This window comes from Halorhodospira sp. 9621, from assembly GCF_022228055.1.
Taxonomy (GTDB): Bacteria; Pseudomonadota; Gammaproteobacteria; order Nitrococcales; family Halorhodospiraceae; genus Halorhodospira; species Halorhodospira halophila_A.
In genome coordinates, this window is record NZ_JAJNRD010000001.1 from 28,758 (window position 1) to 47,212 (window position 18,455).

Annotated in this window: 17 protein-coding genes; 11 read left to right on the forward strand and 6 right to left on the reverse strand. The window is 68.4% G+C overall.

Going from position 1 to position 18,455, the window contains the following annotated elements:
• Positions 1-38 precede the first annotated feature (38 nt).
• Positions 39-632 carry a hypoxanthine-guanine phosphoribosyltransferase gene (locus LRF89_RS00120; protein WP_201242495.1) on the forward strand — a complete coding sequence of 198 codons (594 nt, stop codon included), beginning with the start codon at positions 39-41 and terminating at the stop codon, positions 630-632.
• Positions 632-1,363, forward strand: coding sequence for an S-methyl-5'-thioinosine phosphorylase (locus LRF89_RS00125; protein WP_201167117.1), 732 nt, complete (start codon positions 632-634; stop codon positions 1,361-1,363). Before LRF89_RS00120 ends, LRF89_RS00125 begins: the two co-directional genes overlap by 1 nt.
• Positions 1,364-1,434: 71 nt before the next feature.
• Here LRF89_RS00125 and LRF89_RS00130 read toward each other — a convergent pair whose 3' ends face one another.
• The 5 genes from LRF89_RS00130 to LRF89_RS00150 form a co-directional block, all read right to left on the reverse strand.
• Complete coding sequence (locus LRF89_RS00130; RefSeq protein ID WP_201167127.1) at positions 1,435-2,136, reverse strand: CsiV family protein; 702 nt, start codon at positions 2,134-2,136, stop codon at positions 1,435-1,437.
• 89 nt (positions 2,137-2,225) lie between these two features.
• Positions 2,226-5,669: a transcription-repair coupling factor gene (gene mfd, locus LRF89_RS00135; RefSeq protein WP_238636402.1), complete on the reverse strand. Its 3,444-nt coding sequence runs from the start codon at positions 5,667-5,669 to the stop codon at positions 2,226-2,228.
• A gap of 4 nt (positions 5,670-5,673) precedes the next feature.
• Entirely contained in the window at positions 5,674-6,060 is a 387-nt protein-coding gene (locus LRF89_RS00140) for a DUF4870 family protein (RefSeq protein WP_201167132.1), read from the reverse strand.
• 64 nt (positions 6,061-6,124) lie between these two features.
• A complete protein-coding gene (locus LRF89_RS00145) occupies positions 6,125-7,003 on the reverse strand; it encodes a carbon-nitrogen hydrolase (protein ID WP_238636403.1) in 879 nt (292 codons plus the stop codon).
• Entirely contained in the window at positions 7,000-8,112 is a 1,113-nt protein-coding gene (locus LRF89_RS00150; RefSeq protein ID WP_201167136.1) for an agmatine deiminase family protein, read from the reverse strand. Before LRF89_RS00150 ends, LRF89_RS00145 begins: the two co-directional genes overlap by 4 nt.
• Positions 8,113-8,236: 124 nt before the next feature.
• Between LRF89_RS00150 and sfsA the strand changes: the two genes are divergently transcribed.
• Genes sfsA through lolD form a run of 3 tightly spaced genes read left to right on the forward strand, consistent with a single transcriptional unit; the run spans position 8,237 to position 10,920 of the window.
• A complete protein-coding gene (gene sfsA / locus LRF89_RS00155; protein ID WP_201167138.1) occupies positions 8,237-8,962 on the forward strand; it encodes a DNA/RNA nuclease SfsA in 726 nt (241 codons plus the stop codon).
• 4 nt (positions 8,963-8,966) lie between these two features.
• Entirely contained in the window at positions 8,967-10,211 is a 1,245-nt protein-coding gene (locus LRF89_RS00160) for a lipoprotein-releasing ABC transporter permease subunit (protein WP_238632611.1), read from the forward strand.
• Positions 10,204-10,920: a lipoprotein-releasing ABC transporter ATP-binding protein LolD gene (gene lolD, locus LRF89_RS00165; protein WP_201167141.1), complete on the forward strand. Its 717-nt coding sequence runs from the start codon at positions 10,204-10,206 to the stop codon at positions 10,918-10,920. The genes LRF89_RS00160 and lolD overlap by 8 nt, the downstream gene beginning before the upstream one ends.
• A 3-nt stretch (positions 10,921-10,923) precedes the next feature.
• Here the strand turns inward: lolD and LRF89_RS00170 are convergent, their stop codons facing one another.
• Positions 10,924-11,484 carry a DUF2062 domain-containing protein gene (locus LRF89_RS00170; RefSeq protein WP_201167143.1) on the reverse strand — a complete coding sequence of 187 codons (561 nt, stop codon included), beginning with the start codon at positions 11,482-11,484 and terminating at the stop codon, positions 10,924-10,926.
• A 155-nt stretch (positions 11,485-11,639) separates the two neighbouring features.
• Here LRF89_RS00170 and LRF89_RS00175 point away from each other — a divergent pair, with 155 nt between their 5' ends.
• The 6 genes from LRF89_RS00175 to kdsB all read left to right on the forward strand — a co-directional run bounded on the left by LRF89_RS00175 (position 11,640) and on the right by kdsB (position 18,437).
• The gene (locus LRF89_RS00175; RefSeq protein WP_238636404.1) at positions 11,640-13,730 is read left to right on the forward strand and encodes a ComEC/Rec2 family competence protein; all 2,091 of its coding nucleotides are present in this window, start codon (positions 11,640-11,642) and stop codon (positions 13,728-13,730) included.
• A 63-nt stretch (positions 13,731-13,793) separates the two neighbouring features.
• A complete protein-coding gene (locus LRF89_RS00180) occupies positions 13,794-14,426 on the forward strand; it encodes a MotA/TolQ/ExbB proton channel family protein (RefSeq protein WP_201167161.1) in 633 nt (210 codons plus the stop codon).
• Positions 14,423-14,845, forward strand: a complete 423-nt coding sequence (locus LRF89_RS00185) for an ExbD/TolR family protein (RefSeq protein ID WP_201167163.1) — start codon at positions 14,423-14,425, stop codon at positions 14,843-14,845. The genes LRF89_RS00180 and LRF89_RS00185 overlap by 4 nt, the downstream gene beginning before the upstream one ends.
• 10 nt (positions 14,846-14,855) lie before the next feature.
• The gene (msbA, locus tag LRF89_RS00190; protein WP_238636405.1) at positions 14,856-16,676 is read left to right on the forward strand and encodes a lipid A export permease/ATP-binding protein MsbA; all 1,821 of its coding nucleotides are present in this window, start codon (positions 14,856-14,858) and stop codon (positions 16,674-16,676) included.
• 4 nt (positions 16,677-16,680) lie between these two features.
• Complete coding sequence (gene lpxK, locus LRF89_RS00195; protein ID WP_201167165.1) at positions 16,681-17,664, forward strand: tetraacyldisaccharide 4'-kinase; 984 nt, start codon at positions 16,681-16,683, stop codon at positions 17,662-17,664.
• Positions 17,661-18,437, forward strand: a complete 777-nt coding sequence (gene kdsB / locus LRF89_RS00200; protein WP_201167166.1) for a 3-deoxy-manno-octulosonate cytidylyltransferase — start codon at positions 17,661-17,663, stop codon at positions 18,435-18,437. Before lpxK ends, kdsB begins: the two co-directional genes overlap by 4 nt.
• Positions 18,438-18,455 lie beyond the last annotated feature (18 nt).

An 18,455-nucleotide genomic window follows, 5' to 3' on the forward strand; every position in this document is an offset into this window, starting at 1 on the left:
CGACAACGGTAAAAGACAACGGTACCAGGAGGGCTGCGATGCCTTGGGACGATGCCCCGGATCTGCGCGGGGCCGAACTGATCCATGACCGGCGGGCCATCGAGCGGGCCCTGGACCGCATGGCCGCGGAGATCACCGAGGATCTCGGCGGGCGCAACCCGCTGATCCTGGGCGTCATGATCGGCGGGATGATCCCGGCAGGGCGGCTGCTGCCGCGCCTGGAGTTCCCGCTCGAGGTCGACTATGTCCACGCCACCCGGTACCGCAACGAACTCAGCGGCCAGGATCTGGTGTGGCATGCGCTACCCACGACGCCGATGGAGGGGCGAGACCTGCTGATCGTCGATGACATCCTGGATGAGGGCCATACGCTGGCCGGGATCATCGAGGCCTTCCGCAACGGCGGGGCGCGCTCGGTGCGAACCGCCGTGTTGGTCGATAAGCGCCACGATCGCAAGTTCGAGGGGCTGTGCGCCGACTACGTCGGGCTCGAAGTGGAGGACCGCTACGTCTTCGGCGCCGGGATGGACTGCCGGGGGCTGGGGCGCAACGCCGATGGCATCTACGCCATCGATGCCCGCACCGAGCAGGCCGCAAGGTCGCAACAGGAACCGGATACGGAGGAGCGTTGATGAGTGTTGGCATTATCGGCGGGACCGGGCTGACCTCCCTCGAGGGGCTGGAAATCACCCGTCGCGAGGTGGTCCGGACTCCGTTCGGCGAGCCATCGGCGCCATTGATCCACGGCACATTCCGTGGCCACGATGTCACCTTCTTGGCGCGCCACGGCCACAGCCACAATATCCCGCCGCACCAGGTCAACTATCGCGCCAACATCTGGGCCCTGCGTCACGTCGGCGTTGACCGGGTGATCGCCGTCGCGGCGGTCGGTGGCCTGGGGGAGGAGTACGCGCCGCGCCGGGTCGCGATCCCGGATCAGATCATCGACTACACGCACTCGCGTATCGCCACCTTTTACCACCAGGATCTGGATCACGTTACCCACATCGATTTCACCTATCCCTACGACGGCACTGTGCGGGAGTGGCTGCTCGGCGCCGCGCGCGAGGCCGGCGTCGATGCGATCGATGGCGGCACCTACGGCGCCACCCAGGGGCCGCGCCTGGAGACGGCTGCGGAGATCCGCCGCATGCGCCGGGACGGCTGCGATCTGGTGGGGATGACCGGCATGCCGGAGGCGGCGTTGGCGCGCGAGGCCGAGTTGCGCTACGCCCACTGCGCCGTGGTGGCCAATTGGGCCGCCGGCATGGGCGACGGGGCGGAGCTGTCCATGGACGAGATCCGCGATCACCTCCTCCACGGCATGGAGGCGGTGCGCAGGATCATCGCGGCGCTGAGCTAGACGACCGGCCCAGACGGAAGCCGGCGACGCGCAACGCGTCGCCGGTCGGCCCCCGAACGGGGCGCCTTCGGTCAGCCGTCGGGCGGTTGGTCGGCTGGGTGGATGATGATGAGCACGCCCAGAGCTGGATGGTCCAGGTAATGGAGCTCGCCGCTGCGCATGCGGCGGTTTTCTTGCATACGGTGGAGCGGGGCCCGAATCTGCTCGGCCTCATCGATCTCCCGCCCGACCGCTCGCCAGTGCAGACGCAGATCGACTGCGGCGTGGAGGAAGCGCTCCCGATAGATGCGGATCAGCCCGAAGGCCGGGGGCTGATACTGTGGGTCGCGGAGTTCCTGGTTCCGGGCCTCGGCCTCGGTGGGCGGCGTCCAGTGGTAGGGCACAGGGACCGCTACGGCCCGGTCCCGCCCGACGCCCGGCTGCAGCCAGGCGAGGTGGTACAGCGGCTGGTAGGCGTCGGATCGGGTCAGGGCTCCCCAGTGGGCGGTTAACCGCCGCCGCTCGGCGGGCAGGCAGTGTAGGCGGGTCTCTTGGGCGTCCAGATCGTCGGTCTCGATTTCGGCCGAGGCCGGGTCGTCCTCGATGCCGAGTTCCCGCCGGCTCGCCTGGTCGCTTCCACATCCGGCCGGAATCTGCCAGAGCGGGTAATGGGGGAGGTCGGCGCGGGTTGGCCAGCGCTCGGCGTGGCGCCCGCCCTGTTCCCACTGCCGGAAGACGATGACCTCCACCTCGTACCATTCATCCGCCTCGGCCGCCTGTGCCGACACGGACACGCCCGCGCCCCCGGTGAGCAGAAGCGTCGCGCTCAGTACCACGCCCGCAAGCCCGCGCCGCGGTCTCCGCGTGCCGGGAGTCACCCCTCTCATCCTGCCACCTCCTCGCTGGCGTGAAGCCTCTCCAGAAGTCGCTCGATCACTTCGAAGCGGGTCTGCTCATCGCTGAGATCGGCACGGACGTGGAGACGCTGCTGCCCGTCCAGGCGGTACTTGTCGGGCTCCTGCTGAACCATCTGAACCAGGCGAGCCGGATCGATTTGGGGCTGTGGGCCGAACTGGATGGTCCCGCCGGAGGGGCCGGCCTCGATCTTGCGAATGCCCAGCGCCTCGGCCCGAAGCTTGAGGGCGGCCGTCCGGAAGAGGTTGCGTGCTGCATCGGGCAGCAGGCCGAAGCGGTCGATCATCTCCACCTGGAGCTCTTCGAGGTCGGCGTCGCTGCGGGCGCTGCTGATCCGCTTGTACTGCACCAGGCGGGTGTGGACATCCGGCAGGTAGTCGGCCGGGAGCAGGGCGGAAAGGCGCAGGTCCACCTCCACACCGCTCTCCAGCTCGGCCTCCGGTGCCGGATCGCGTCCGGCCTTGAGATCCTTGACCGCCCGCTCGAGGAGCTGACTGTACAGCGTGAACCCGACCTCCTGGATCTGTCCGCTCTGCTCATCGCCGAGCAGCTCACCGGCGCCGCGGATCTCCAAGTCGTGGGAGGCAAGCGCGAAACCGACGCCGAGGTCCTCGAGCTGAGAGATAGCCTCCAGACGCTTGAGCGCGTCGGCGGTCATCGCGCTCGGCGGCGGCGCGAGCAGATAGGCGTAGGCCCGGTGGTGGGAGCGCCCGACGCGGCCGCGAAGCTGGTGCAACTGGGCGAGCCCAAAACGATCGGCCCGATGGATAATGATCGTATTGGCGGTGGGGATATCGATCCCCGATTCGATGATCGTGGTACACACCAGGATATCGAAGCGTTGGTGGTAGAAGTCGAGCATCACCTGCTCGAGTTCCCGCTCGCGCATCTGGCCGTGGGCAACACCGATCCGCGCTTCCGGCATCAGCTCACGCAGATGGTTGGCGGTGCGATCGATCGTCTTGACGTCGTTGTAGAGGAAATAGGCCTGCCCGCCCCGCTGGAGTTCCCGCTGGCAGGCCTCGCGGATGAGGCCGTCGTTCCATTCGTGGACAAAGGTCTTCACCGCCAGGCGTCGCTCCGGCGGCGTGGCGATGATCGACAGGTCCCGGATACCCGCCAGGGACATGTTTAGGGTGCGCGGGATGGGCGTGGCGGTCAGGGTCAGGACATCGACCTCGGCGCGGAGGCGCTTGAGCCGTTCCTTCTGCCGGACGCCGAAGCGCTGCTCCTCGTCGATGATCACCAGCCCCAGGTTCTTGAACTGGATCTCGCTGCCGAGCAGCTTGTGGGTGCCGATGACGATGTCGGCTTGTCCGTTGGCGATCCGATCCAGGGCCTGCTCGTTGCCCTTCTTGCCCGTGAAGCGCGACAGCGACTCGATGCGCACGGGCCAGTCGGCGAAGCGGTCGGCGAAGTTCTGGTAGTGCTGCTGCGCCAGCAGGGTCGTCGGCACCAGCATGGCCACCTGGCGCCCGGCCTGCACACCGGCGAAGGCGGCCCGCATGGCCACCTCGGTCTTGCCGAAGCCGACATCGCCGCAGACCACCCGGTCCATGGGCTGATCCGAGCGCAGATCCTGAAGGACCGCCTGGATGGCCGCTTGTTGGTCCGGTGTCTCTTCGAAGGGGAAGGCGGCGGCGAAGGCCTCATAGGCCTCGTCGTCGAACAGACAGGCATCGCCGGCCCGGGCCTGACGCCGCGCGTAGAGGTCGAGCAACTCGGCGGCCACGTCGCGGGCGCGCTTGGCCGCCCGGCGCCGCGCCTTATCCCACTGATCGCTGCCCAGGCGGTGCTGCGGGGCCTCATCGGCGTCGGCCCCGGTGTAGCGCGAGATCCGATCCAGCGCGGAAACCGGGACGTAGAGCTTGTCGCCGCCCGCGTACTCGAGGGTGAGGAATTCGGTGGTAACGTCCCCGACGGTGAGGCTCTGCAGGCCGACATAGCGGCCGACCCCGTGGTCCTCGTGGACCACCGGGGCGCCCTCGTGCAGGTCGGAGAGGTCGCGGATCACCGCCGCCGGGTCGGTGGAGGCACTGGAGCGCCGGCGCCGGCTTTGCCGGGCGCGCTCGCCGTAGAGCGCGCTCTCCGGAATGATAGCCATCCCGTCAATGCGCGCGCCGCTCTCCAGCGGGGCGACGGTGATCGCCGCCGTCGCGTCGCCGTCGAGGAATTCGCGCCAGCCACGCACCGGCTCAGCCTCGATGCCGGCTCGGGTCAGCCGTTCCTGCAGCCCCTGGCGGCGTCCGGCGCTCTCGGCAGTGAACAGGACCCGTCCGTTGTGTCCGGCGTGGAAGTGCTCGAGCCGTTCCAGTGGTCTTTCCGCCTGGGGCCGGGCGGCCAGCTCGGGCAGGGCGCTGACTTCGGCCTCGGCGCCGCGCCCGGGTTCGGTGTGCAGCGCCACCTGGGGGCAGCGGTTGAGGCCGGCGCGTAGCTCGTCCCCGTCGAGGAAGACTCGACGGGGCGGCAGTGGGGGACGGTCCATATCGCCAGTGCGCTGCTCGTAACGGTCCTGAACCTGCCGCCAGAAGCTGTCCGCCGCTTCGTCGACCCCCTCCAGACGCACAGACAGGGTCCCTTCCGGCAGGTAGTCGAACAGCGTGGCCGTCTCCTCGAAGAAGAGCGGTAGGTAGTACTCGATCCCCCCGGGGATGCGGCCCTCGCTGACGGCGCGATAGAGGAAGCTGCGCCCCGGATCGCCCTCGAACTCGGCCCGAAATGCCTGTCTGAAGCGGGTGACCCCGTCCTCATCGGTGGGGAACTCCCGGCCCGGCAGTAGCTCGATGGCGTCGACCTTCTCGGTGGTGCGCTGGGTCTCGGGATCGAAGCGGCGCAGGCTCTCGACCTCGTCGTCGAACAGGTCGATGCGATAGGGCGTTTCGCCTCCCATCGGGAAGAGATCGAGTAGGGCGCCCCGGACCGCGAATTCACCGTGTTCGCCGACCTCGGGGACGCATCGGTAGCCGGCGGCCTCCAGACGTCGGCGCATGGATTCGATCTCCAGCTGGTCGCCGGGACGCAGCATCAGCGATCGACCCTCGAGCCAACCGCGCGGCGGCAGGCGATGCATGAGGGTTGCCACCGGAACCACCAGAACGCCGCGGTCCATCCCCGGCAGGCGGTAGAGCCCGAGCAGACGCTCCGAGATGATGTCCTGATGCGGGGAGAAGACGTCGTAGGGCAGGGTTTCCCAGTCCGGAAAGCCGAACACGGACGCGTCGTCTCCCAGGAAAAAACCGAGCGCCTCTTGCAGGGCGGCGGCCTGCTGCGGCGTTCCGGTAACTGCGATGACTGGTCCGTCATGCTGCCGGGCGGCTTCCGCGATGGCTAGCGGCTGGGCCGCGCCGAGCAGCCCGGACCAGTCCCGCCGCTCGGCGGGGCGTCGGGGTAGGGGCAGATCGCCGAGCAACACGCCGCTAACCGCTCCGGCTCCAGCCGAACAGCCAGGTCTCGGGGTCGGGGATCGGCTCCCGCGCATTGAGCTGACGCATGCCGTAGATACAGCGTACGAGCAGCCAGATGGTCAGGAACACGCCGAGCAGGAAACCGAGGCCGTAAAGGGGCATGGTGATGATGGCCACTGCGAAGATCAGCAGACCGATCCAGAAGGTGTTGATCTGGAATTGGTAGTGGCTCTGGACCCAAGGCGCTGCGTCACGGCGCTGCATATAGGCGATGATCACCCCGATGACCGCCGTCAGGCCGATGAACAGACTACCCAGGTGAAGGATGTAGACCGCCCACGGGGCGACGCCGGGGGGCGTGTCGGCGGGCGGCTGCTGGCCGTTTTCCGTCTCTTGCATCGGTTCGCCTCACACTAGCGGATACCAGAGGCTGAGCATATTACCAGCCCGGCGCGGCGCCGTCCTACGCGTCTCCCGGGGTGTCGAGGTAGCGCCGGGCGAGGCCTTGGTAGGCTTCAATGCGCCGGTCGCGCAGGAACGGCCACATGCGCCGGACCTCCTCGGTGCGGTGGAGGTCGAGGCGGACAACGAGGACGGTCTCTTCCTCGCCGCCGCGGGCAAGGATCTCGCCCTGTGGGCCGCAGACGAAGCTGCGGCCCCAGAAACGGGCGGCCGGCTCGGTGCCCACCCGGTTGCACGCTGCCACCGGTAGGCCGTTGGCGATGGCGTGACCGCGCTGGATGGTCTCCCAGGCCTCGAGTTGCCGCGCCTGCTCATCGGCGGGCTCCTCCGGGGCGAAGCCGATGGCGGTGGGGTAGAGCAGGATTTCGGCCCCGGCGAGGGCCATGAGCCGGGCTGCCTCCGGGAACCACTGATCCCAGCACACCAGCACGCCCAGCCGCCCGGCGGAGGTGTCCACGGGGGTGAAGCCGCCATCGCCGGGGGTGAAGTAGAACTTCTCGTAATAGCCCGGGTCATCCGGAATGTGCATCTTACGATAGGTGCCGGCCAGCGTGCCGTCGCGCTCGAGCACCACCGCGGTGTTGTGGTAGAGCCCGGCCGCCCGGCGTTCGAAGAGCGAGCCGATGACCACCACGCCGTGTTCAGCAGCCGCCCGGCCCAGCCGCTCGGTCCCCGGGCCCGGGATGGGCTCAGCTGCGTCGAAATGGGCCGGGTGCTCCTCGTAACACGGGTAGTGCCCGCAATGTAGCTCCTGAAGCAGGACCACATCGGCCCCCGCCTCGGCGGCGCGGGCAATCCCCGCCTCCGAGCGTTCCAGGTTCTCTTGCCGGTCCGCACCGCACGGATGCTGGACCAGACCGAGCGTGGTTTGGCGGCTCATGCCTCGTGAACCCTCCCTGCGCCCGCAGTTGGCGCGGCCAGACCATCGACGATGACGCCCTCCGGCAGCTGCATCGTGGCGCAGTGAATGCTGCCGCCCTGGCGAATGAGGTCCCGCGCCGGCACCCGGACGATATCGCGATCCGGGCAGGCCTGGGCGAGCCGCGCGCAGGCCACTGCATCCGCAGGGTCGTCGTAGACCGGCACCAGCACGGCGCCATTGATGAAGACGAAATTGGCGTAGGTCGCGGGGAGGCGGTTGCCATTTTCGTCATGGATCGGGGCCGGGAGGGGCAGCTCGATCAGCCGGTAGGGCTCGCCGTGGAGGGTGCGTGCGGCGCTCAGCTCGGCGCGCAGCGCCTCCAGCGGTGCATGATGCGGGTCATCGCGGTCCTCGCAGACCGCGTGGGCGATGGTGTGGCGGTCGACAAAGCGGGCCAGCATGTCGACATGGCCGTCGGTGTCGTCGCCGCAGAGCCAGCCCGACTCCAGCCAGAGTACACGGCGGACGCCGAGGCGTGCGCGGAGCTGGGCCTCCACTTCCTCGCGCCCGGAATCCTTGTTTCTATTGGGGTTGAGCAGGCAACGCGAGGTGGTCAGCAGGGTGCCGGCGCCGTCGCTGTCGATGCTGCCGCCTTCGAGGATCCACTCGATGCGCCGGTAGGACTCCCCCCCGACGACGCCCTCCTCGGTGAGTCTCCGCGTCAGGCGGTCGTCCTCGGCGGCGGCATAGCGCCCGCCCCACCCGTTGAAGCGGAAATCGAGCAGCTGCGCCCGGCCGCCCGCGCGCAGGACGGTGATCGGGCCGTGGTCCCGTGCCCAGACATCGTCGGAAGGCGCTTCGCTAAAGATCAGGCGCTGCGCCGGAACCCCCGCGGAGCGCAGGCGGTTGCGCACGCGGCCACTGGTTCGGCTGTCGGGACAGACGACAAGTACGGGCTGGTACTGCGCCGCAGCCGCAGCCAGGCGCTCGAGATTAGCCTCGGCGGCGGCGAGGTGTTCGCCCCAGTCGCCGCCGGAGTGGGGCCAAGTGAGCATCAGCGCTGCCTGGCGCTCCCATTCGGCGGGGAGGCGCGGATGTTGGCAATCGGGGTGAACGGGCGCGGACATGGCGTTGGTCGGATCCCGAAAAGGCGACACGGACTATACCCGATCACCGAGTCATGTAAAGGGTATGAGCGATGTGCCGCGGACGCGTAGACTGAGCGCGGATCAAGCCCGGGGGAGCCGTGTCGTGGAATTCGAGCAGGGGTTGACGGAGGCGCGACTGGTCCGCCGTTACAGGCGTTTTCTTGCCGATGTGGAGGACGCTGGCGGCCGACAGTGGACCGTGCACTGCCCGAATACCGGCTCGATGCTCGGTTGCACCGAGCCTGGCTCGCGGGTGTGGCTCAGCCACTCCGCGCGCCCCGGTCGGAAGTATGCGCACACCTGGGAACTGGTCGAGCTGCCGGGGTCGATCGTAGTGGGGGTCCACACTGGGCGCGCCAACGCGCTGGTCGGCGAGGCGCTGGATGCCGGATTGCTGCCCGGGTTGTCGGCTTACGCCACGCGTCGCCGCGAGGTCCGGGTGCCGGACGCCCCCATGCGTGCCGACTGGCTTCTGGAGGACCATCCGGGCGGGGAACCGCCGTGCTTTGTTGAGGTCAAGAACGTGACAGCGGCGGTGGAGCACGGCCGGGCGCTGTTCCCGGATGCGGTCACCGAGCGCGGGCGGCGGCATCTGGAGGTCCTTGCCGACTGGGTCCGCGGTGGTGGCCGTGCCGCCTTGATCTTCTGCGTGCAGCGCAGCGATGCGCTGGAGGTGCGTCCGGCCGAGTCGATCGACCCGCGCTATGCCGAGGCGCTGCGCGAGGCCGCAGCGGCGGGCGTCGACCTGCGGGCGATCCGGCTGCATCCGAGCGCCACCGGGATCCGCCCCGACTGTCCCCTGCCGGTCCATCATCAAGAGGAGCCGTAGTCCGTTGTTCCGACCTGTAGAGCTGTTCATCGGCCTTCGCTACACCCGGGCCCGCCGGCGGGGGCACTTCGTCTCGTTCATCTCCATGACCTCGATGATCGGCATCGCCCTGGGCGTGGCGGCCCTGATTACCGTGCTCTCGGTCATGAACGGGTTCGAGCGTGAGCTGCGCGAGCGGATCCTCGGCATGGTCTCGCACGCCGAGGTGCATGGCGCTCAGCGCCAGGTGGATGATTGGCCTGGGGTGCTGGAACGCGCCGAGCAACATCCCCGTGTGGTGGGGGCCGCGCCGTTCATCGACGGAGAGGTCATGGTGACCCGCGGCGGCCAGGTTAGCGGGACGCTGATCCGTGGCGTGGATCCGGATCGGGAGCCTCGTGTTTCCGATGTGCTGGATCAGGTCATCGCCGGGGATGCGCAACTGGAAGCCGGGGAGTTCGGGCTGATCATGGGCTCGGCCCTGGCGCGCGAGCTCGGCGCACGGATCGGCGACCGGATTACCGTGATCACCCCGGAGGCCCGTGTCTCTGTCGCCGGCATTACCCCCCGCATGCGGCGTTTCACGCTGACCGGTATCTTCGAGGTGGGGATGCACGAGTACGACCGGACCCTGGCCATCGCCCATATCGGTGATATGGCGCGGGTCCAGGGCATGGGCGACGCGGTCAGCGGCATCCGGCTCAAGCTCGACGACATGATGGCCGCGCCCTGGCTGGCCCGCGAGGTGGCCAACGAATTGCCGGGGCACTACCGGGTGGTGGACTGGACCCGCCAGCACGCCAATTTCTTCCGGGCGGTGCAGACCGAGAAAACGGTGATGTTCGTCATCCTGGCGCTGATCGTGGCGGTGGCGGCCTTCAACATCGTCTCGACGTTGGTGATGGTCGTCCGCGATAAGCAGGCCGATATTGCCATACTGCGCACCGTCGGGCTGAGCCCCGGCAGCGTCATGGCGGTGTTCATCATCCAGGGGGCGGTGATCGGCGTCGTCGGGACCGCGCTCGGGGTCGCCGGGGGTGTATCACTGGCGCTCAACGTGGAGAACATCGTCCCGGCGGTGGAGCAGCTGCTCAATTTCGAGTTCCTGCCCGCCGATGTCTACTACATCAGCGATCTGCCCTCCGAACTGCGTGGCGAGGACGTGGGGCGGATTACGGCACTGGCGCTGGTGCTGTCCCTGGTCGCCACGCTCTACCCGGCGTGGCGGGCGGCACGCACCGAGCCTGCGGAGGCGTTGCGCTATGAGTGATGCCCAGGTGGTCATCGACTGTCGGGGGGTGGCCAAGCGTTTTAGCGAGGGGCCGCAGGAGATCGAGGTCCTCAGCGGTCTGGATCTGCGCGTGCGCGCCGGTGAGCAAGTGGCCGTGGTCGGGCCATCCGGCTCCGGCAAGAGCACCCTGCTGCACATCCTCGGCGGTCTTGACACCCCTTCCGCCGGCGAGGTCCACGTGGCCGGCCAGCGGATCTACGACCTTAAGCAGGCGGCCCGCGGGCGCCTACGCAACGAGGCGCTGGGGTTCGTCTACCAGTTTCACCACCTGCTGCCGGAGTTCACGGCTCTGGAGAACGTTGCCATGCCGCTTCTCATCCGGCGCGAGCCAGCGGCACGGGCGCGTGCCACGGCGGCCGGGCTGCTCGAGCGGATCGGGTTGGAAGCGCGCATGAGCCACCGCCCGTCGGAACTCTCCGGAGGTGAGCGGCAGCGGGTGGCCATTGCGCGCGCCCTGGTGACGCGACCGAAGTGCATCCTCGCCGATGAGCCTACCGGGAATCTGGATCGTCATACGGCCGAGCGCGTGTTCGGGATGCTGCAGAGCCTTAACGAGGAACTCGGTACCGCGCTCGTCTTCGTGACCCACGACCTGGACCTGGCGCACCGCACCGAGCGGGTCTACAAACTCGAGGACGGCCACCTGCTGGCGCAGCAGGGGCGGTCGCAGGAGCCGGCGTCGGGCTAGCGGTCAACGCTTGTCGCCGCCTTGCTCCTGCGCGGTGATACTACGGCGTCGGTGAGCGATGCGGATCCGGCGCTGGTTGCGCTCGCGGTGGACGGCGTAGCGCCAGATCAGCAGGACCGCAATGTAGGTGATGACCCCGGCAAGCGCCCCGAGCACCAATGATCCGGTTAGCACCGGCTGCCAGGCCTGGTTCAGATTGCCCAGGAACCACTGCACGGTGTTGTCGTAGTCGAACTGTTCAAACTCCGCGCCGAGCAGCCACGCGCCAGTGCGGTAGCTGGCGTAGATCATCGGCCCCATGGTCAGGGGATTGCTCACCCAGACCAGAATCACGGCGAGGATCAGATTAACGCGGACCAGGATGGCGATGACCGCGGCCAGCAGCATCTGCAGCGGGATGGGCAGGAAGGCCACGAACACCCCGATCGCGACACCGCCGGCCGTCGAGCGGCGGTTTAGGTGGAACAGGAACGGATCCTCAAGCAGTCGGCCCAGGAAGCCGAAGCGCCCCTGCTGCTTGAGCCGCTGCAGATCCGGTAACGTTCCCTTGAGCCACCGTCGCATGAATGTTCCTCGATACCTGCCTGACCGGGCCGCTGTCCAAGCCGGGGCGCTGGCGCCCCGGCGGGGTTCTCAGCTAGCCTAACCGACCACGCATACGCCAAGGATGGCTGATGCGAGCCGGATCGCTTGCTTTCGCGGCCGGAATCGTACTGGTCGTGAGCTTGTTACGGGAGCCCCCCGGCGTCCTGTCGGTCGTGGCGGCGACTGCCACCGCGCTCGGGTGGGCCCTGATCGCCCCGCGTGGTTGGCGCTGGCCGGCTGCCGGTTTGCTGGGTTGCGCTTGGGCCCTGCTCAGCGCCTGCTGGCTCTTGGCCCACGAGCTCGACCCGGGCCTGGATGGTACGGACGCCTGCCTAGAAGGGCGGATCGTCTCCATCCCCGAGGTTGAGAGTCATCGAACGCGTTTCGAGTTCCGTCCGGAGCGGCAGGTCGAGGGCAAGCTGACCGATCCGTTGCCGCGTCGGGTTCGCGTGGACTGGTACGGTGCGGGGGAGGGCCAGCCGGGCCCCGGGGAACGTTGGCACCTCTGCCTGCGCTTGCGCGCCCCGGACGGCTTCCTCAACCCGGCGGGTTTCGACTACCAGCGCTGGCTATTCCAGCACCGCATCGGTGCCACGGGCTACGTGCGGGATGCGGATCGCGCCGAGCGCCTGGCCGGCCGCTGGCAGATGGATCGGCTCCGAGCGCGGATTGCCGAGGTGATGGCCGAGCGGCTCGGCGATTCGCGGTATCTGGGGCTGGTCCAAGGGCTCGGCGTCGCGGTGCGCGCCGGAATCAGCGACAATCAGTGGGACGTGCTCTCGGTTACCGGGACCGCCCATCTGTTGGCCATCTCCGGGCTGCACATCGGTCTGGTCGCCGGATTGGCCGGGATGCTGGCTGGCGTGCTCTGGCGCTGGATCCCGCCACTGGTTCGCCGGGGGCCGGCGGTGGTCGCCGGCACCCTGGCCGGAGCGCTGGCTGCTGCGGGCTACGCGGCCCTGGCCGGTTTCACCCTGCCCACCCAGCGCGCGCTGGTTATGGTGCTGGTCTTCGCGGGGGCGCTCGCCCTGCGCCGCCCCCTGAGCCCTTGGCACAGCCTCACCGTGGCCGCGGCCGCCGTCCTGGCCGTCGACCCCTGGGCGCCCCTCGGGGCCGGATTCTGGCTTTCATTCGGGGCCGTGGCCATCATCCTGGCGGCTACGACGGGTCGGCCGGTGCAGCGCGGCCCGCTGCCCTGGCTGCGCATTCAGACGCTGGTGGGCATCGGCATGTTGCCCGCGACTGCCGTCTGGTTCGGGCACTTGCCGTTGCTCTCGCCGCTGGCCAATCTCTTGGCCGTGCCATGGGTCAGCCTGCTGGTAGTGCCCCCGGTGCTGGCTGGTATCGCCCTGCATCCCCTGGTGCCTGCCTGGGGCGGCTGGTTGTGGCAGGCCGCGGAGGCCTCGCTTGGCCTGCTCATGTCGGTGCTCGGCTGGATGGCCCAGGCCTTCGGGGCCGTCGAGGTGCCTGCCCCCTCGGCGGGCGCCGTGGCTCTGGCGGTTTTCGGGGTGGCGCTGGTGCTCGGTCCGCACGCCTTGCCCGGGCGCTGGTTGGCCGGTCCGTTACTAGCCCTGCTGCTGCTCGGCCCGGGCGACCACGGGGGTGGGCAGACTGCGCGGGTGGTGGTCTTCGACACCGGCTCCGGGCTGACCGCGCTGCTCTGCGACGGGGAGCGCGCGGTGGTCTATGGCGGCGGCCCCGGCGGAGGGCTCGATGCGGCGAGCGTGGCCGTGGAGCCGTTTCTCGAGGCCCGGGGGCTAACCCTCGAAGCGTGGCTGGTACCGCGCAAGCAGTCCCCCTGGGACGGGGCCGTGGCCGAAGCGCGGCAGCGCTGGGCGGACGCCGAGTGGTTGGGAGCCGGGCGCGAGGCGGAGACCGATGGGTGGTCCATCACCCTGGGCAGTCTGACGCTGCGGGCCACGCCCCTCGACGAAGGGGCATGGGGGCTCGATGTGGAGGGCCGGGCGGATGACCTGTCTTTGCGACCGGAACTCGATGCCGACACTGCCGGATGGGTCGTGGGGGCGGCTGGCTGCGCCGAGGACCGAGGTACGTGCAGCGCGGCCGTCGCGCCAGAGGATGGCCGGATGCTGCGCACCGACGAGCACGGGGCACTAATCCTTAGCGACGATGGGCGCACATGGCAGCTGCGCAGCGAGCTGCAGCGCAGTGGCCGGATCTATCATCGGGGCGGTGCGGCTGCGTCGGCGGGCGGGATGCTTTAGAATCCGCCGCCACGCCCACCCGTTTCCGGACTGCGCGCCCTTGACCGACCCCGGGGAGTGATCATGCTTGAGCTCATCCAGGCCGGCGGCTGGCTGATGGTGCCGATCCTGATCGGCTCCGTGCTCGCCCTGGCCATCATCATCGAGCGTTTCTGGACCCTGCAGCAGCGGCGGATCCTGCCCCAGCCGCTGCGCGGTCGGGCCTGGCGCCTGGCGCAGGAGCATGAGCTCGAGGCCCATCACCTAGAGACGCTCAAGGAGAGTTCACCGCTGGGCCGGATCCTGGCGGCCGGTCTGGCCAACCGGCACCACGGCCGCAGTGTGATGGCCGAGGCTATTGAGGATGCCGGCCGACACGAGGCGCACCGTCTCGAGCGCTACCTGAATACACTGGGCACGATCGCTGCGATCAGCCCGCTGCTGGGCCTGCTGGGTACCGTGATCGGGATGATCAAGGTGTTCGGTGCGATCAGTGCCGAGGGGCTTGGGGACATGCAGGCGCTCTCCGGGGGTATCGCCGAGGCGTTGATCACGACGGCCTCCGGGCTGACGGTGGCCATTCCGGCGCTGATGGCGTACCGCTATCTGCGCGGGCTGGTGGATGACCGCGTGGTCGAGATGGAACAGGAGGCCATGCTGCTGCTAGAGGCCAGCGATCCTGAGCGCTCGGCACAGCGCGATCGGGGGACAGCTTGAACCTGCGACGCCGCCAACGCCGGGACGAGCCAGATCTCAATCTGACGCCGCTGATCGACGTCGTCTTCCTGCTGCTGATCTTCTTCATGGTGACCACCACCTTCGTCGATCAGGTCGGCCTCGACATCACACTGCCCGAGGCCGAACAGGAGACCGAGGAAGCGCAGCCCCGTTTGCTCGAGATCGGCATCAGCGCCGAAGGGGAGTACTTCGTCGACGGCAGCCCCCTGGTCAATCGGGAGATCGACACCCTGGTCCGGGCACTGGAGGAGGCGCGGGAGGCCGGAGACGTTGCCGGAATCGTGGTCCGCGCCGACGCTGATGCTCCGCACCGGGCCGTGGTCCGTGCGCTCGATGGGGCCGGCCGGGTCGGTATCGATCGCGTTTCCATCGCCACCACACGCTCCGACGACCCGTGAGGGAGACGGTTTGAGCACGCAAGCACAAGCCCCTGGGCAGCCACTGCCCGACAGCGCTCAGACGCGCAAGCTGGATCGCCGGACGTGGCCGACGTTCCGTCGGCTGTTCGTCGGGTACGTCCTACCGCACTGGAAGGTGGGAGTGGTGGCGATCCTGGCGATGCTGGCGCTTGCCGGCACGCAGACCGGCGTGGTGGCGTTGATCCGGCCGCTGCTCGATGACGGTTTCGTCGAGCAGGATGCAGCCACGATCCGCTTTTATGCGTTGCTGCTGATCGTGTTCATCGTTTTCCAGGGCGTTGCTCACTTCACCTCCCACTATCTGATGACCTGGATCGGTCGCCAGCTGGTCAAGCGTTTGCGGCTGGACGTTCACGACCGGCTGCTGGTCATGCCGAATTGGGTCTTCGACCAGCAGTCCTCGGGCCGGTTGGTTTCCAAGCTCACTTATGAAGCCGAGCAGGTGGCCGGTGCGGTGACGCGTGCCGTCTTGAGCCTAATCCAGGACGGCGCGCGGGTGGTCTTTCTGCTGGGCTACATGACCTACCTCTCACCGTGGCTGATGCTGATCGTGCTCGGGGTTCTGCCCGTGGTCGGTGGGATCATCGCCTACATCACCAAGCGCTTCCGCAAGATCAGCAAGCGCATCCACCACGCCGTCGGTGGCGTGGGCAGCGTAGCCGAAGAGAGCGTGCACGGTTATCAGGTGGTCAAGGCCTTCGGGCAGGCGGATCGCGAGCGGCAGCGTTTCGAGCGCGTGAACGAGCGCAACCGCAAGCAGTTCATGAAATTCATGGCCACCAAGTACGCCTCGGTTCCGCTGATCCGCCTGGTTGCCGGCATCGCCCTGGCGGTGGTGATCTACCTTGTCACCGTCGATGCGGTGGTTGAGACCATAACTGTGGGTACTTTTGTCTCGTTTGCCGGCGCTATCCTGTTGCTGAATCCGCCGCTCAAGTCCCTGGTCGCTGTCAACGCGACCATCCAGAAGGGGCTGACGGCTGCGCAGAGCATCTTTGATGTGGTGGACGCCCCGCAGGAGCCGGATCATGGTACACGGGGCATTGATCGCGCCGGGGGGCACGTCGAGCTGGAGGGTCTACGGTTCTCCTACGACGGCGAGCGGGAGGTCCTGCGCGGGATCGATGTGGATGTGCAGGCCGGCGAGACCGTGGCGCTGGTGGGGCCGTCGGGCAGCGGCAAGACGACGCTGGTCAATCTGCTCCCGCGCTTCTACGAGCCGACCGGCGGTGAGATCCGCCTCGACGGGCTGCCGCTGCAAGAGTACCGGCTGGCCGATCTGCGCCGACAGTTCTCGATGGTCGGGCAGAATGTGATGCTGTTCAACGCCTCGGTGGCCGACAACATCCGCTTCGGGGCCCAGGGGGCGGTGAGCGATGACCAGGTCCGCGCGGCAGCGGATGCCGCCAACGCAACCGGCTTCATCGAGGCCCTGCCGCAGGGCTTCGAGACCGAGGTGGGTGAGGATGGGGTGCTGCTCTCCGGCGGGCAGCGCCAGCGCATCGCCATAGCCCGGGCGGTGCTCAAGGATGCTCCGATCCTGATCTTGGACGAGGCGACCTCGGCGCTGGACACGGAGTCCGAGCGACACATCCAAGGGGCGCTGGAGCGTCTGATGGAGGGCCGGACGAGCTTTGTCATTGCCCACCGGCTCTCGACGGTCGAGAACGCGGATCAGATCCTCTTCCTTGACGGCGGACGAATCGTCGAGCGCGGTACGCATCGCGAGCTGCTCGAACGCGGCGGGCGATACGCCGGGCTGTACCGGATGCAGTTCGAAGACCGCACCGATCTTCCGGTGGAAGGGTAGGCTGATGTCCGTCCCGCGCTTCTGGCTGGAAGGCGGTCCGGCAGCGCGCGCTCTGGCGCCGCTCGCCGCGTTCTACGGGGGTGTGGTGGCGTTGCGTCGGGGACTCTACCAGCGCGGCTGGCTTGGCCGTCCGGTATCCCCCGTGCCGGTGATCGTGGTCGGCAACCTCTTTGTCGGTGGCACGGGCAAGACCCCGCTGGTGGCGTGGCTGGTCGCGCGGTTGCGGGAGCAGGGTTGGCAGCCGGGGATTGTAGCGCGCGGTTACGGCGGTCGGGCCGGGAAGGGGCCGGTGACCGTGACTGCGGAGTCGGACCCTGGGCAGGTGGGTGACGAGCCGGTGTTGCTTGCGCGGCGTTGCGGGGTGCCGGTACGGGTCGGTGCTGATCGCCCGGCCGCGGTACGCGCGGCCTGGCAGGCGGGCTGCGATGTGGTGGTCAGTGACGACGGGCTACAGCACTACCGGATGCGGCGAGCCGCCGAAATCGTGGTTCTGGATGCGCGGCGCAGGCTGGGCAACCGGCGACTGCTGCCGGCCGGGCCGTTGCGGGAACCGGCCGGTCGGCTGGCCACAGTGGATATCGTTGCGGTGAACGGCGACGCGGTCCCCGAGGGCGATAGCGTGTTTCGTCTGCGTCCGGGCTCCCCCCTTGCCGTGGATGGCAGCGAGCGGCCCTGGCCGGATGGCATGGCCCACGCCGTGGCCGGTATCGGCCATCCCGAGCGGTTCTTTGCTTCCCTGGAGGAGGCGGGGATCCGCGTGGCGGAACGTCACGTATTCCCAGACCACCACGCCTTTTCACCGGGGGACTTTGCCTTTGTCGATGAGCGGCCTGTCGTGATGACCGAGAAGGATGCCGTGAAGTGTCGAAACCTGCCCGGGGTAGACCGCCTCTGGTACCTGCCCGTGGAGCTGGTTCCCGGAGCGAAGCTATCCGCAGCGGTGACCGGGCTGATCGACCGGCTCGGTACCCGGGAGGAGCGGCCATGACCCCCCCAGCGTTCACCGTCGTCATACCGGCTCGCTTCGGTGCTTCCCGGCTGCCCGGTAAGCCGCTGGCCAATCTGCTCGGCGAGCCGGTGATCCGGCATGTACACCGGCGGGCGGTCGAGAGTGGCGCGGAGCGCGTTGTGGTGGCTACCGACGACCGGCGCATTGAATCGGCTTGCCTCGACTTCGGGGCGGAGGTTTTATTAACCGCCCCGGATCACCCAACCGGCACGGACCGCATTGCCGAGGTGGTCGATCGGTTGGCGCTAGTCGATGACGCCATCGTGGTCAATCTGCAAGGCGATGAGCCACTGATGCCGCCGGGGTTGGTCACTTTGGTGGCCGAACGACTCGGGGCCGATCCCGGAGCCGCCATCGCCACGCTGGCAACCCCGATCTCGGAAGCCGGTGAGCTTTTCGAGCCCTCGGTGGTCAAGGTGGTGCGGGACCGGCGTGGCCACGCCCTGTATTTCAGCCGGGCGCCGATCCCCTGGGACCGGGAGCGCTTCGGCGCGATCGATGACACGACGGTGGCGGCCGGCGGGTGGCTCAGGCACTTGGGGCTGTATGCTTACCGCGTCGCCTTCCTGCGCCGCTTCCCGGGGCTGGAACCGGCGCCGCCGGAGCAGCTTGAGTCGCTGGAACAGCTCCGGGCACTGTGGCACGGTTTTGCGATCCAGGTTGCCGTCACCGAACAGCGTCCGGGTCCCGGCGTCGATACGCCGGCCGACTTGGAGGCAGTGGCTCGACGACTGCAGTCACCTCAACCGTAAAAAGGTGCGGTCTCTGTA